Consider the following 14,352-nt stretch of genomic DNA (forward strand, 5'->3'; position numbering starts at 1 on the left):
AACGGAACGACAGATCCGACAGTTCGGGGACGGTAAAAGCCAGTCTCAGAAACAAAGAGCGGACGGTTCTCGGGATTTAACAGGGACAAAGAAAATGACACAGTTTCAGAGCGTCACACAGCAGAGCAAAACAGGTTCTCAAGATCGTATTCTACTGGAAATGGGATTGAAATATGCCGTTGGCCGGGACTGTGAGATTGATGTGGTCGAAGCACATAAATGGCTTAATATTGCTGCAATCCGTGGCAATCAGAAGGCTGAACGTATGCGTAATCAGGTTGCTGCAACCATGAGCAAGACAGAACTTGCCGCAGCCCTGCGCAGTGCACGCGAATGGATGACTGCGCACTGAGATCGTTGAAAGTTTAAACAAAAGCCGCCTTTTGAGGCGGCTTTTGTTTAACTTATGCCAAGATAGCGGCCCGGCTTATGATTGATGGCAATAATGGCATTCATAGCCACCGCGCCCGCCAGCGATAACAGCATATTCTCCCAGGGAATAAAGAACAGGGAACCGAGCATAATAATAACGTCAAGCGCTAGCTGGAACCAGCCAGCACGAATGCCATAGGCATCCTGCAAATAAAGCGCCAGAATGTTTACACCGCCGACACCAGATCGGTGGCGAAAAAGGGCAAGAACGCCCATCCCCATGAGCGTGCCCCCCATGAGTGCAGCAAACAGCGGATTGATTGAACTGAAATCAACGCACATAGGTATCACTTTGGCGAAGAGCGACATCAGAGCAACTGCGATAAATGTTCTGACGGTAAACGCCCAGCCCATCCGTTTCGCTGCAAAATAATAAAACGGCAGGTTGATCACAAAATAGAGCGCGCCAAAGCTAATGCCTGTTGCATATTGAATAAGCAACGCAATACCAGCCGTGCTGCCAGTCATCAGTGTGGCTTGGCTGTAAAGGGTTATGCCCAATGCGATGAATGAGGTACCAATGAGCATTGCAATCGCATCTTCATAAAGACGATGACGATCCGGCGTCATTAGGCTGGTAGCATCGACAAGTGGGGAGACACTATTTGACACGATCAACTCCAAAGCTGCGGAAAATTGGACGAATTGATGAAATGACCAGATCGAAGTCCGGCATTTATCTGCATATATTTTCGCTGATTTGATCGTCAGAATGCCAATGACCAGCGTCACGTCTTGGGAGACACACTCAATATAGCATCTGTCGAATGTTGCTGCACTGCTAGCAATATTGTTATTTTACGTGCCTTTTTTCGATTTTATCGCGCTTATGTCTTCGAATTATTTTGGATTATTTCGTATTCGGTTTTAGCAAGAAATTGTTTCACCTCTGCCGGACTGCGCAACTGGTACTTCGAAAGATGCGACGGCGCCTTTTCCATAAAAGTGAGTGCACGAATGCGGCCATTGTTGCGATAGTTTGCTGCGAATTTGAGAAACTCCCAGTCAAAGCGTTCTTTGCATCCTTCGGCCATGTCGGGGCGTGACTTTCCGAAATAGCGAAATGTTCGGGTGAGAATTCGCCAGAGGCGTCTCGGTGTCGAAATATCCAAAAAGATGAGCATATCAGCACGTTCCGCGCGATAAGCCATAGTTTCACTATGGTTTCCTTCAAAGATCCATTCATCTCGATTTGCAATTTCCGTGGTCAAACGCCCTATTTCTTCGCGTGGGCGCATTGTCCAATTAGGTAGCCAGTAAATTGTGTCGATGTGAACGACCGGGAGGTCAGTTATTTTTCCAAGAGAACGGGCCAGAGTGGACTTTCCTGAACCAGCGCCGCCAAATATCATTACTCTCTTAAACATGGTGACGAATTCCTGATTTTAACTCTGTTGCAATAATATTGAGACAACCAATAATAATTACTGTATGTTTACTTATGTTCAATAAGCCGTTGTAACGCGCGAAGAATGACGTTTAGAATTTTTGTATTGTAGACAATGGTAATATTAATTGAGTGATTGACAGTCAACTTGCCGAGTATCAACATTGATGTCGAATGTGAATTTCGGAAGGGTTTGAAGACGGGTGAAAAGGACCCGAGGTTTTGAATGGTCGCGTCGAGCGATAGTCAACTAACAAGTATCGTAAACAATAGTCCGTATCCGACAGGGAGCGACAAGATGTCTATTCGTACCATTGCAGCTTTGGCTGGGACCACATTCATTCTGGGCGCATCTGCCTTTGCTTTTTCAACGCAGGCCAGTGCGCTGACCATGAAAGAATGTAGCGCAAAGTATCAGTCGGCCAAGGATGCCGGGACGCTTGGCAATGTTAAGTGGAACGACTTCCGTAAGACACAATGCGGAGATGATGCTGCGGCAGCGCCTGCCGCTCCAGCAAAGAAGGCTGCTGCGCCTGCCAAAAATGCTGCAGCTCCAGCTGCTGCTGATACTGCCAAAGGACTGACAATGAAGCAGTGCAGCACGAAATATCAGGCTGCCAAAGATGCGGGCATCGATGGTGGCGCAAAATGGAATGATTTTCGTAAGGCTGAATGTGGTCCGGGTGCGGATGCTGTAGCACTAAGTACAGATGGTAATTCGGAGCCAGCCGCTCCCACTGTTGCGGCACCGAAGGGCATCAAGTTCCCCACTGCTGTGTCTGCCAAGTTCTCCAGCGAGTCACCGGGTAAGGCTCGTATGCATACTTGCCTTGAACAGTATCATGCTGCGAAAGACGCAAATGCGCTTGGTGGCCTTAAATGGGTACAGAAGGGCGGCGGTTATTACAGCCTTTGCAATGCACGCCTGAAAGGCAATTCATAAACCAGATCTGGGACGGCTTATAAGTCGGTTTGAACTTACACCGTTTTAGAGAAGAGGCCTTGCAAATCTGCAAGGCCTTTTTTGTTAAGGCGCTTTTAGGGCAATCAACGCCGCTTGAACCAGCTACTAACGCCAACAATAAGCCAGCCGAGAATCATTAGGCTGCCGCCTGTCGGTGCAGCCATTGGAAACAACCTGCTTCCGGCCATGTCGCGCATGAAGAGATCTCCGCAAAACAGTGCCAGTCCCGCGATGAGTATGGCGCCACCCATACTTGCCACGCGGCTATTGGGAACAATCAATGACAGGACCAGGAGGGCAGGGGCATGGCCAAGCAAGAGTGGTGCAATAGCACTCAAGTGGTTTTCACCACCATGCGCGGCTCCTGCATACGCAGCAATAGCCAGTGCGCCACACAGTCCAGCAAGTGTACCAAACACCGGATTACGAACCTGAGCGTTGAGTTGGTTTGACATAATGATCTCCGCAATTGGGCAGAACGCGAGCTAGAATATTTTTAAATTGGCTACAGGCTTTTTTGCGCATCGAGGATTGCGTCTGGAAGAGCTGCTTCAAACATATCCAATTGCTCACTCACGCCAACACTCACCCGAATGCAGCGGTCAAGAACTGGCGCTCCGGGCTTGCGAATGAAAACGTCCCGTTCAATCAAGCCATTCAGGATAGCGGTTGCAAAAGCGCCATCGTGACCGCAATCAACTGTCACGAAATTGGTGGCCGATGGTATTGGTTTCAGCCCGTGTTTGACTGCGATTTTTGCAATGCGTTCACGACCCGCGTGGATTTTCTCCACAACGTCGTTCAGATAAACTTGATCTTTTAGTGCCGCGATGGCGGCCGCTTGTGCAATTCGGTTAACAGCAAAATGATCGCGGATTTTGTTGAAGGCGCTAATTGCGGTTTCGTTACCGACGACGTAACCAACGCGAATGCCCGCAAGCCCGTAAGCCTTTGAGAAAGTGCGCATCCGAAGAACGTTTGGCCGATCCAGTTCAAATGGCGGAAATGCAGAAGCAGGGCCGGTCTCACAATAAGCCTCATCAAGTATAAGCATTGTGGTTTCAGGTATTTGCTCAATGAATGACTGAATATCCGAACCTTCATGCCACGTACCCATCGGATTGTCGGGGTTTGCGATATAAAGCAGTGCTGGATTTTCCTGCTTCGCTTTCTCGATCAGTGCATCGAGATCAGGCCTGTCCTGATTGTAAGGCACAGTTAGCAAAGTGCCGCCAAAACCTGAAACGTGATAGTTAAATGTCGGATAGCCGCCAAGTGAATTGATTACTTTGTCGCCTTCCTGGACATATTGACGGACAACCAGACCCAGCAGTGCATCGACGCCTGCGCCGGGCATAATGTTTTCCGGCTTCACACCATGATGCGCGGCGATCGCGTGGCGAAGAGCATAATTCTCCGGGTCGCCATATTTCCAAACTTCAGACGCCTCCTGCTTCATCGCGTCGATGACGGAAGGGGCAGGGCCAAAGCTGCTTTCGTTCGCACCGATTCGCGCGATGAAAGGTTTTCCCCGCTGCAACTCGAGAGTTTCCGGGCCGACAAAAGGAACGGTGGAGGGAAGGCGTTCAACAAGTGGTGTGAGACGAGGCGATGTCATTATGCTTCCGGTCAATGTGTCTGATGGGACCGAAGTGGCAAACTTGCTTGGCTTAAGCGGTTAATGAAACAGGTTTGCACATCTGCGCCCGATGTAAGATAACTCAGATGCATAGCAAGTTGCGCCAGCTTTCACCATATCGCTAGCTTAAGAAACATCACCGCGAAGTTATTTGACGGAGAGCTAGGCTCGGGCTGTCCTAAGATTGCAGAATTCTTGTGATCGCTGCCGATTAATTTGTAATTGTGCCCCTTAATAAAAGATCCTGTTTTTCGCGTTCATGCGTGTTGATGACGCAGGCAAGTACGCATTGAAAAAATTTAACAGCAAATTTCGCGTATATTCGCGAAGCCCATTACAATTCAATTGTCTTGTATCAACGAATCTCGAGAACTTTAACGCAGGAATCAAGATCGTGTGTAGCAAGATGAGCATAGCGCATCGTCATCTGCAAAGTTTGATGACCGAGCCACATCTGCACACGACGAATATCAATTCCGCCGCGGACCAAACGCGATGCACAGGTATGACGCAGAATATGCGGAACGACTTGATCATCTGTGCCAAGGCCAACTTCGATTTTGGCTTCGTTCCAAATCTGGCGGAAGCGAACCTGATTGAGCATTGAGAAGGGGCCTTTTAGGCGTCCATGCGCAATGGCGGTTGCTTTTTTTGCTCGTTTCGTGAGCGGAACCGTGCGGCTCCTGTTAGATTTGGTTAGCCAAAAAGTGGTACGATGTTCCTGAATGTCATTCCACGTCAAACCAATAGCTTCGCCAAGGCGACAGCCAGTATCGACCAGGAAAATTGAAAGACGGTAACTATCTTCGCAACGCGACTTAATCGCTGCAAAAAGCCGCTTTTCCTCTTCATATTCGAGGAAGCGAATGCGTCCTGCTCGCTCTTTCTGCCGAACAAATTCCGGCAGGCTGTAGATATCCCCCATTTTGTGCGCCTTCCGCAGCAGCTTGCTTAATGCAGCCATCTTACGATTGATGGTTGCATTGCTGTTACCGCGCTCACGAAGCGAACCAATGACAGAGTCGAGCATCGCTTGATCAAATCCAGAAAAACGCATGCCTTTCAAGATTTCATCAATCTCACCGAGAAAAGACTTCACATTATACTTGTGTGACCCATCATCCCAGAGAATGTTGATATACTTACCAGACAGCTCTGCCAGAGTGAATTGTTCGACAATTCTGTGCTTCTGGCTTCTGATGGATGTATATTCGAGATTATAATCGACGATTGGCGAATAAACATCACCACTATCGACCTTCGTGCCCCCAACGACGATCATAGCATGCCCCCATATTTTTTATGGGAAGCATACATAATTAAACAATTAAAAAAACACAAGATAAGCGAGCTAATTTTAAGCAGAGACATATTATGATCCTCTAAAAGATCTGTTAGCCCCCACTTTCATTCTGGTATTGACACAATCACGCCCACGCAAAATCCCCGTTTCGCGTAAGCACATCGATTACGTTCGTGAACAGTTAGAATAAAACCTGACGCCGTAGGTTCTTTATCGGCGTCAGGCGATTTTATCGCATTCGAATTAGAACGAGCGCTGGAAGCGAACCATACCCTGCCAAGCGTCCTGGCCCTTAAGAACCGACTTCTTGTCGTCCCACTTGGTGTAGGAAACTTCTGGAGTAATGGTGAAGCCTGGAACCAGCTGGTAAGCTACGTTTGCTGTCGCTGCAAAGGTCTTTGCATCTTCGTAAGCGAGCTGTACGTTGATCGCAGCCTTTTCGGAAGCCTGGAACTTCGCGCCACCCCAAACAGCCCAGTCGCCACCCCAGGTGCCGTAGAAGCTGTTGGTCAGACGAACGCCACGAAGGGTTTCGCTGCCGCCGTCAACCACAATGCTTGTACCGCTCGCATCGTAGTGAGCATAGATGTCTTTGTTCGACTTGTAGCCGCCCTGTACCCATACGGAGAACTGGTCAGTTACGTTAACGTCGAGGCGAACCTTACCAGCCCATTCTTCGTTGCGTGCGTCGTAAGCAGCAGCACCGGCGATCGAACCCCAACCCTGAGCGTATTTCAGGCCACCAACAACATTTGGTGTGTAATCATCAATGATACCATAGTCGAGGAAGGCATCATCCTTGTTACCCTGTTCAAGAGCGATGATAGCCGAGAAACCATTGCCGCCCGTGAAGGTGTAGCTGATTGCATTGGTGCGATAACCACCAGCCGCGATTACGTCGTCGTTGATGACATCACCGAGGTAACCTGTGAAAGTCAGGAATGCAGATTCATCGAGACCAACACGGAAGCCGCCGAGCTGAATGTAGGCGAAGTTGAGCGAAGTGCCGGAATCACCGCCATTTTGATAGTTAAAGCGGGTTTCCGTGTAGGTCTTCAGCGTGCCGAGTTCGGTTTCCGAAGCGGTTGATGTACGCAGTGTGAAGCGCGACAAGAAGTTGTAGGTGTCGCGATCCTTGCCCTTGTCTGTAAACTTAAAGCCACCGCCTTCAACTGCAGATACACCAGCGCCGCGATAATAGACGTCATCGCCGCCCTTGATGTCTGCACGAACGTAGCCGTGGATGCGCAGGCAGGTTTCGGTGCCTGGAATATAGAAGTAGCCAGCGCCGTATGCATCGCAAACGCGGACATATTCAACTGCTTCTGGCTCTGGAGCGACGATTGCGTCTGCTGCCTGAGCGCCGGTAGCTGCAACGAGAGCTGCAGCGGAGCCGAGGAGAAGGCTCTTGATGTTCATTTCTGACCTCCAGTCAAGAACTGACCAAAAGTCGTAAAATTAAATAATTTCAATTACTTGACGGTTTAGAAGATTTTAAAGCCGTAAAAGTCAGAAAATTTAAGTCAACCACAAAGGGATTTCAAAGGCTTAATTCAGCTTTTAAAGGGCGTTCATTTACTGATTTCTGTGGTGGGTTAATGGAGGAGAGGATGGGATTCGAACCCACGAGACCCTTGCGGGTCTACTCCCTTAGCAGGGGAGCGCCTTCGACCTCTCGGCCACCTCTCCGGTAGAGGCCAGATAACTGGTAGTTCTAATCATTTCAAGCGAATTGCGCAGCTTATGGCAAATTTCACAGCATTTTTTTGTACTTTATATAAGGGTCTCCATGAATCTCTATGAATTACCTCCGATTAATGACTGTGCCAGCGGCGTTGCGTTGCCATTTCCGCATAAGATTCGCTTACGAATTTCCTGAGATATAGAGCTTCTTGGAAATACTACATAAATGACTGCCGTAAGGCGCTCGCGAGAAAGGGATTCGTTGCTGCTACCGCCAATGTGACGGAAAAGCATGCCATTTCAATCGTTAAGACAGGTTAACAAGTGTTTACAAACTTAAATGAATTACTAATTTCTTCGATGAAGCTGGGTGATTTCGTGTCATTTCTGCAACAGGACCTACTGATACATACGCAATAAGGGGTGAGTGGCTACATTCGTAGTTGAACTCAAAAAGTTGGCGAGTATCTTCACATCCAGAAGAAGGAGCGCTTCGGGGCGACTTTTTCATCAGGGGATGGGGACAGGTTGTCCTTCAGCCAAAACAGAATGCCCAGACCCATTTTTAACTTTGACTGGAGGTCAGAAATGAACATCAAGAGCCTTCTCCTCGGCTCCGCTGCAGCTCTCGTTGCAGCTTCCGGCGCTCAGGCAGCAGACGCAATCGTCGCTCCAGAGCCAGAAGCAGTTGAATATGTCCGCGTTTGCGATGCATACGGCGCTGGCTACTTCTATATTCCAGGCACCGAAACCTGCCTGCGCATCCACGGCTACATTCGTGCAGACATCAAGGGTGGCGATAACGTTTACGCTCGTGGCGGCGTTGCTTTTGATGATGGTGGTTTCGCATATGGCGTTAAGAATCAGAAGCGTGACACTTATGACTACATGACACGCTTCTCGCTTCGTTTCTCGACTGCTTCGGAAACAGAGCTCGGCACACTTAAGACCTATGCTGAAACCCGTTTCCAGTATGCAAATGGCGAAGATTCAGGCTCAACCGGCACTCTTCGTTATGGCTACATTCAGCTCGGCGGTCTCCGCGTTGGTCTTGATGAATCCGCATTCGTGACCTTCCCTGGTTACCTCGGCGACGTCATCAACGACGACGTGATCCTCGCTGGTGGTTACCGCACCAACGCAATCAGCTACACCTTCACTGGCGGCAATGGCTTCTCGGCTATCATCGCTCTTGAACAGGGTGGCAATGGCGACTCAGACGTTGACGTAGTTATCGATGACTACACACCACATGTTGTTGGTGGCCTGAAATACGCTCAGGGCTGGGGCTCGATTGCAGCTGTTGCAGCTTACGACGCACGTAACGAAGAGTGGGCTGGTAAGGTTCGCCTCGACGTAAACGTAACTGATCAGTTCTCCGTATGGGTACAGGGCGGCTACAAGTCGAACGACGACACCTATGTTGGCGGTCTGCGTGCAGACGGCAGCTTCGTTGGTGTTCGCGTCATCGACAGCTTCTACGGCACATGGGGCGGCGATTGGGCTGTTTGGGGCGGCGCGAAGTTCAAGGCAACCGACAAGGCTACCTTCAACGTTCAGCTCGCTTACGAAGATGCAAAGACCTTTGCAGCAACTGCAAACGTCGCTTACGAACTGGTTCCAGGCTTCACCATCACTCCAGAAGTTTCCTACACCAAGTGGGACAACAAGTATTCGCCGCTTAAGGGTGACGATGCTTGGCAGGGTATGGTTCGCTTCCAGCGTTCGTTCTAATCCTTACGGATTGGTTTGAGAAAAACCCGGCAGCCTCGCTGTCGGGTTTTTTGTTGTCTACGGTTTGAAAATCCGGCGTCGCTCTTGTATTGATCAGCGGGTTAGTTTGTTAGGGCTCATTCTATAGGTCACACGACATCGGAGTTCTGATTTTATGCTGAAATGGTTTTGGCCAGCTTTGACATGGACCGCAGCGCTGACATCTCTAGCGCTCTGGTTTGGTGCGGATAGGGTCGAGGCCGATATCAGCGCGCGGGCAGCGCAAGCGCTTTCACCTTACGTATGGACTGGCTTCGATGTTGATGGTCGTGATGTCGTTCTGAAGGGCATGGCGCCTGATCCAGAATCTCAGCGCGCAGCAGTTCAGGCTGTGCAAAAGCTTCGCGGTATTGGTGATTTTTCGGATCTTACGACTGTTCTTCAATCCGCCAGCCCGTATGTTTTCAAATTCACCCAAGGCGGTGAAGGAATTGTCCTCTCAGGTTATATTCCTGATAATTCCATGCGCGATAAAATTATGAATGCAGCGGAATCTATCGGCTCGGGCATGTTAGTCGATGATCAAATGGCGCTCGCGCGCGGTGCGCAGCCCGAATTTGAACAGCGTGTTCTTTTCGCCATTGATCTCGCGAAAAAACTGACCGATGCAGAGATAGAAATATCCGAAGCTAAATTGTCAGTTAAAGGAAAAGTCAGCGATGATAGCGCTCTCAATGCCCTTAGCGCGGAATTGAATGGGCCGTTGCCTCATGGCTTGAGCTTAGCGGGCTCTAATATTACGAAGTTCTGATTGCATTGCATAATTTAACGCACTCATCCCCCGTTTGTTCGTATTGTCTGATTGACAGCGGAGGCTTCGGTGCCTTTCCTATACATAAGGAAAGTGCTTCGGTTCGGTTGGCAGGCGAGTTTTAAATGCTTTATCTTGCAGAGATGTTTTGGCCCGTACTTTTGTTGTCGGGTCTGATTGGATTGGCAGTTGGGTGGCTGACGGCTTCTAAGTGAGTTGCCGTTGGGTGAATTGCGCAGCGTTTTATTGATTGCCGTGGTTGAAGCCGCGTGCAGATGCGTAGAGTAAGAGGAAACCTTAATGCCGATGTTGATTGTTCAATTGGCGATACTCATTGCCGTTGCTTTTGTAATTGGCTGCATTTTGGGTCGCCTGCTTAAAGGTAGAAAACCTGCTGATAAAATTAGAGAAGATATCGTCGTCGCGGCTGCGCTCTCGACGCCTGCATTAGACGAAAAGCCAGAGCCATTAGCACCAGCGAAAGAAGCCGTAGCTGAAGAGACTGAGGCAAAGCAGGTCGAGGTAGCGGTCGATCCGCTTCAAGATGAGCCGAAAGCTGAGCTTCCTTCGGCTCCCGAGGAGCCAGAGGAAGCGCAAATCAAGGAAACGGTTGTCGTTGTTGTCGAAGCTGATAGGCCGGAATTGTTGGATGCTCCGTTGCGCGGTAAGCCGGATGCTCTGACTGTAATTAATGGTATCGGGAATGCAATCGAAGCCAAGCTAAATAAGCTCGGCATTTTCCATTACGCGCAAATAGCACAATGGAACATGGACCAGGCTGGCTGGATTGAGCGCAACATTGGCTTTGCAGGTCGCGTGACGCGTGAAGACTGGATAGGGCAGGCGGCCAAACTGGCTGAAGCTGAATCTGCGAGCGCCAAAAAGCGCAGTGCGAAGCCGAAGAGAACAGCAGCAAAAACAAAGGCTACGACGCGTTCAAAGAAAAAGGAGGTTTAAAACGTCTTTCGTATAAAAACTTGGACGTTTTAAACTCTGTCTTTATCGTCTGCCAGAAATCAGGTCAGTTTTGATATCAGCGCTGCCTGTCAGGCGTGCTTTATAAACTTCATAGTTTTCCATAACACGCTGAACATAATTGCGCGTTTCAGAGAAGGGGATGCGTTCGATCCAGTCGACCACTTCTTCAATCGACTTGCCACGTGGATCGCCATATCGTTCAACCCATTCACTCGCCCTGCGTGGACCGGCATTGTAGCCTGCAAAGGTTAGTACATAGGAGCCGTTGAAGCGGTCGAGTTGTTCGCCAAGGAAATGAGCTCCGAGCGTGGCATTGTAAGCTGCATCACTTGTAAGTCTCTGATCTGAATAGGTCATTCCATTGCGCGTAGCGACGCTTTTTGCGGTTGCTGGCATCAATTGAAGCAAGCCACGTGCTCCAGCTTTAGACACCGCTCCGATGTTAAATTCACTTTCTTGACGCGCAATTGCATAAGCAAGCGCTTTGCCTGAGCCACTGATGTTGGCATTGGCCGGAATTGCTCCAACAGGATGCGACAGTGCTCCGACATCCAGTCCACGGAAGGCAGCATTCTTGCCGACGCGCAATGCGAGATAATGGTTTTCATTTTTCTCTGCCATCACCGCAAGGAGTGCCAGCTCTCCAACGCTGTTCAATTCTTGTGAGAGTTGCGTGTAAAGTGCTGTCGCACGATTGCCATAGCCGATCTGCTCGAGACGCCTGATGGCATGGACCGCAGGGCGGCCTGAAAAGCGTATACGCTCAGCATCTGAAGGCTTTGGATAAGCCAGTTCTGGCGCTTTTTCGTTTAAGCGGGCTGCAGAAAGCTGTCCGTAGAACGTCGTGCCGAAATGTGCAGAACGACGGTAGTATGCAGTTGCGTCGCCACCTGCACCAGCTTCCGCCGCGCGACCAAGCCAATAATAGGCGCGGGACGCGGAAATTGGTCGCGAGGAAATTTCCGCAATCTTTGCGAAGTGTGGCGCAGCAAGTTTCGGCTGTTTGAGTGAGCGAAGGGCATACCAACCGGCATGAAACTCTGCTTCCGCAGCCATTGTCGGTGATTCTGCGGCATGCGCTGCCACAAGCCTGTAAGCGAGCTGAGGCTTGTTTATATCCAGAAGTTCACGCGAGAGAATGCGGCGCTCAACCCACCAGGCATCAGGATCCACCAAAGATGAAGCATCCTTGGGAGCCTTTAGCATCAGAGCTGTGGCATCATCAAAACGATCTGCACGACGCAGATAGCGTATCTGCAAGAACGCATAGACGGGGTTTGAGTGCCATGATTTATCAACATCAGCGATAGCCTTGGCAGTATTCTTCGATTTTTGCGAGAGGGCTGCAAAAGCGTTGTAAAGCGACTGCGCCTGAGCTGGACCCGATAGAAGTTTCGCCGACTGCAAACGATCATTATACAGCGAACGCAGAAGACGGCGCTGGTGATCTTCGCGTGTCAGAACGGTCGAGAACTCTTTAAGTACTCTTGCCTCATCTTCAGCAGACAGGCGTTCTTTCGCCCACCAAGGCGCTAGAAGCTGATGGGCTTTTGTTTTGTTGCCATTAGCCACGTAAGCGCGGGCAAGTGCAATCATGCCTTCGGTGGTCTGCGGCTGCGTATTGCCGAAGGTCGCGATAACCGTTGACGCAGGCGCATCTTCTTTGAAAAGTGCGCGCTCTGAATTGCGACGCAAAGCACTCATCCCGGGCCAGCCAGGAAGTTCGGCTGCTGCGGCTGCAATTTCAGCGCTTGGCACACCGCTTATGCCAGAAGTTGCTATCGACCACGTCAAAATCTGGCGGTCGAGCGAGCCTTTTGTCATGCCGTTACGATAGGCGATCGCGCCAACGACATCGCGAGAGTAGAGCGCGTCGAGGCCGGTTTTCAGAGTTCCACTGATCGCAGCAGGGTTCTCAACGCGATTGAATGACGAAGTAATAACCGGGTCCGGCGTGGCAGGCCTCGCTTTTGGTGTGACCAGATTAATAGGGGATTCATGTGTAGCCGCAGGGGCGAATGGGCGCGCAAGCGGAGTTGGAATCTCGGTCGGCAAAGATGATTGCGCATAGGCCGCGCCTAGCTGTCCCGCGAAAAGCGAGGTAGCAATAACCAATCTGCCCGAGCTGAGCATTCTTTGCTTTAGTGACATATCCAAATTTTTCTTACGCATGATCTAACGCGAATAAAATACGTTTGTGTGAGCAGACTATTTTTTGAATCTGGCTTTTATAAGCCTGATTGCGGACTAGGTTTGCCTGGCAAAGACTATGATCCCGATGCATGAAGTATTGGTTAATAAAGAGTTATATTACACTTTGATAGCAAATTGCCTGTCATGCTGTGCCCGAATGCGTCGGGGCTAGCCGTCTAAGCGAAGGCCGCTAAGTTTTTTCTTAAAACTGTCATTTGAAAGCAGATTTGCGCCGTCCCCCCGCTTGCCGGATTTCAAGTCCGAGATTATGGTGCATCGCCTTACAGTCATTCTGGTTTATTTCATGTCAGGATTATAACGTAAGGATCGTCTTTATTTCTCAGGAGTTCACTGATGCTGAAAGGCTCGATTACCGCACTTGTCACGCCATTCGATAGTGAAGGAGCGTTCGACGAGAAAGCCTTTCGTGACTTCGTGAACTGGCAGATTGAAGAAGGCACAAAAGGCCTCGTTCCTGTTGGTACCACTGGCGAAACCCCAACGCTTTCTCATGATGAGCATAAGCGCGTTATTGAGGTTTGCATCGAAGTTGCAGCTGGTCGTGTGCCGGTTATTGCAGGTGCAGGATCGAATAATACGGTTGAAGCGATCGAGCTTGCCCAGCATGCCGAAAAAGCGGGTGCGGATGCTGTTCTCGTCGTAACGCCTTATTATAATAAACCAAACCAGCGCGGTCTCTATGAGCACTTCTCGCGTGTTGCGCGTTCAATTTCTATCCCGCTCGTGATCTATAATATCCCGGGCCGCTCCATCATTGATATGACACCAGAGACAATGGGTGCGCTCGTGCGCGATCATAAGAACATCATCGGTGTGAAGGATGCGACAGGCAAGATCGAACGCGTCTCAGAACAGCGTTTGACCTGCGGCAAGGACTTTATCCAGCTGTCGGGTGAAGATGCGACAGCGCTTGGTTTCAACGCGCATGGTGGTGTCGGCTGTATCTCCGTGACATCAAATATTGCTCCACGTCTGTGTGCAGAGTTTCAGGATGCTTGCCAGGCTGGCGATTATGCAAAGGCACTGGAACTGCAAGACCATCTTATGCCGCTTCATAAGGCACTGTTCATCGAGCCTAATCCATCTGGTCCGAAATATGCTCTGTCGCGCCTTGGCCGTATCGAAAACGTTCTGCGATCGCCGATGGTAACAATTGAAGCAGCTACGGCTCAAAAGATCGACGAAGCTATGAAACACGCTGGTCTCGTTAATTGAGGCTGATATTTTT

13 protein-coding genes and 1 tRNA gene are annotated in these 14,352 nt (G+C 49.9%); 6 read left to right on the forward strand and 8 right to left on the reverse strand.

The window, feature by feature from the left end; translation table 11 throughout:
* Positions 1-94 precede the first annotated feature (94 nt).
* Positions 95-352, forward strand: coding sequence for a sel1 repeat family protein (locus RI570_RS09680; protein WP_310010641.1), 258 nt, complete (start codon positions 95-97; stop codon positions 350-352).
* A gap of 47 nt (positions 353-399) precedes the next feature.
* On the opposite strand, the gene RI570_RS09685 is transcribed toward RI570_RS09680, so the two are convergent.
* Together RI570_RS09685 and RI570_RS09690 are read right to left on the reverse strand one after the other, a co-directional pair.
* On the reverse strand, positions 400-1,002 hold the full coding sequence (locus RI570_RS09685) for a YitT family protein (protein ID WP_313828615.1): 603 nt from the start codon (positions 1,000-1,002) through the stop codon (positions 400-402).
* 257 nt (positions 1,003-1,259) lie between these two features.
* Complete coding sequence (locus RI570_RS09690; RefSeq protein WP_313828215.1) at positions 1,260-1,799, reverse strand: DNA topology modulation protein FlaR; 540 nt, start codon at positions 1,797-1,799, stop codon at positions 1,260-1,262.
* A gap of 318 nt (positions 1,800-2,117) precedes the next feature.
* On the opposite strand from RI570_RS09690, the gene RI570_RS09695 reads away from it, so the two are divergent.
* Entirely contained in the window at positions 2,118-2,762 is a 645-nt protein-coding gene (locus RI570_RS09695; RefSeq protein ID WP_313828216.1) for an antifreeze protein, read from the forward strand.
* Positions 2,763-2,866: 104 nt separating this feature from the next.
* On the opposite strand, the gene RI570_RS09700 is transcribed toward RI570_RS09695, so the two are convergent.
* The 5 genes from RI570_RS09700 to RI570_RS09720 all read right to left on the reverse strand — a co-directional run bounded on the left by RI570_RS09700 (position 2,867) and on the right by RI570_RS09720 (position 7,414).
* The gene (locus RI570_RS09700; RefSeq protein WP_313828217.1) at positions 2,867-3,238 is read right to left on the reverse strand and encodes a DUF423 domain-containing protein; all 372 of its coding nucleotides are present in this window, start codon (positions 3,236-3,238) and stop codon (positions 2,867-2,869) included.
* 50 nt (positions 3,239-3,288) lie between these two features.
* Complete coding sequence (locus tag RI570_RS09705; protein ID WP_313828218.1) at positions 3,289-4,401, reverse strand: pyridoxal phosphate-dependent aminotransferase; 1,113 nt, start codon at positions 4,399-4,401, stop codon at positions 3,289-3,291.
* Between the two features lie 376 nt (positions 4,402-4,777).
* Positions 4,778-5,704, reverse strand: coding sequence for a site-specific integrase (locus RI570_RS09710; protein WP_313828219.1), 927 nt, complete (start codon positions 5,702-5,704; stop codon positions 4,778-4,780).
* 264 nt (positions 5,705-5,968) lie between these two features.
* Complete coding sequence (locus RI570_RS09715) at positions 5,969-7,144, reverse strand: porin (protein ID WP_313828220.1); 1,176 nt, start codon at positions 7,142-7,144, stop codon at positions 5,969-5,971.
* A 180-nt stretch (positions 7,145-7,324) separates the two neighbouring features.
* Positions 7,325-7,414 (reverse strand) — tRNA-Ser (locus RI570_RS09720).
* Positions 7,415-7,996: 582 nt separating this feature from the next.
* Here RI570_RS09720 and RI570_RS09725 point away from each other — a divergent pair.
* The 3 genes from RI570_RS09725 to RI570_RS09735 all read left to right on the forward strand — a co-directional run bounded on the left by RI570_RS09725 (position 7,997) and on the right by RI570_RS09735 (position 10,889).
* Entirely contained in the window at positions 7,997-9,142 is a 1,146-nt protein-coding gene (locus tag RI570_RS09725; RefSeq protein WP_313828221.1) for a porin, read from the forward strand.
* 154 nt (positions 9,143-9,296) lie between these two features.
* The gene (locus RI570_RS09730) at positions 9,297-9,932 is read left to right on the forward strand and encodes a BON domain-containing protein (RefSeq protein ID WP_313828222.1); all 636 of its coding nucleotides are present in this window, start codon (positions 9,297-9,299) and stop codon (positions 9,930-9,932) included.
* Positions 9,933-10,232: 300 nt separating this feature from the next.
* Entirely contained in the window at positions 10,233-10,889 is a 657-nt protein-coding gene (locus tag RI570_RS09735; protein WP_313828223.1) for an endonuclease, read from the forward strand.
* Between the two features lie 42 nt (positions 10,890-10,931).
* Here RI570_RS09735 and RI570_RS09740 read toward each other — a convergent pair whose 3' ends face one another.
* The gene (locus tag RI570_RS09740) at positions 10,932-13,061 is read right to left on the reverse strand and encodes a lytic transglycosylase domain-containing protein (protein WP_409558634.1); all 2,130 of its coding nucleotides are present in this window, start codon (positions 13,059-13,061) and stop codon (positions 10,932-10,934) included.
* Between the two features lie 396 nt (positions 13,062-13,457).
* Here RI570_RS09740 and dapA point away from each other — a divergent pair, with 396 nt between their 5' ends.
* Positions 13,458-14,339 carry a 4-hydroxy-tetrahydrodipicolinate synthase gene (gene dapA / locus RI570_RS09745; RefSeq protein WP_313828224.1) on the forward strand — a complete coding sequence of 294 codons (882 nt, stop codon included), beginning with the start codon at positions 13,458-13,460 and terminating at the stop codon, positions 14,337-14,339.
* Positions 14,340-14,352 lie beyond the last annotated feature (13 nt).

Source organism: Brucella pseudogrignonensis, from assembly GCF_032190615.1.
Taxonomy (GTDB): domain Bacteria; phylum Pseudomonadota; class Alphaproteobacteria; order Rhizobiales; family Rhizobiaceae; genus Brucella; species Brucella pseudogrignonensis_B.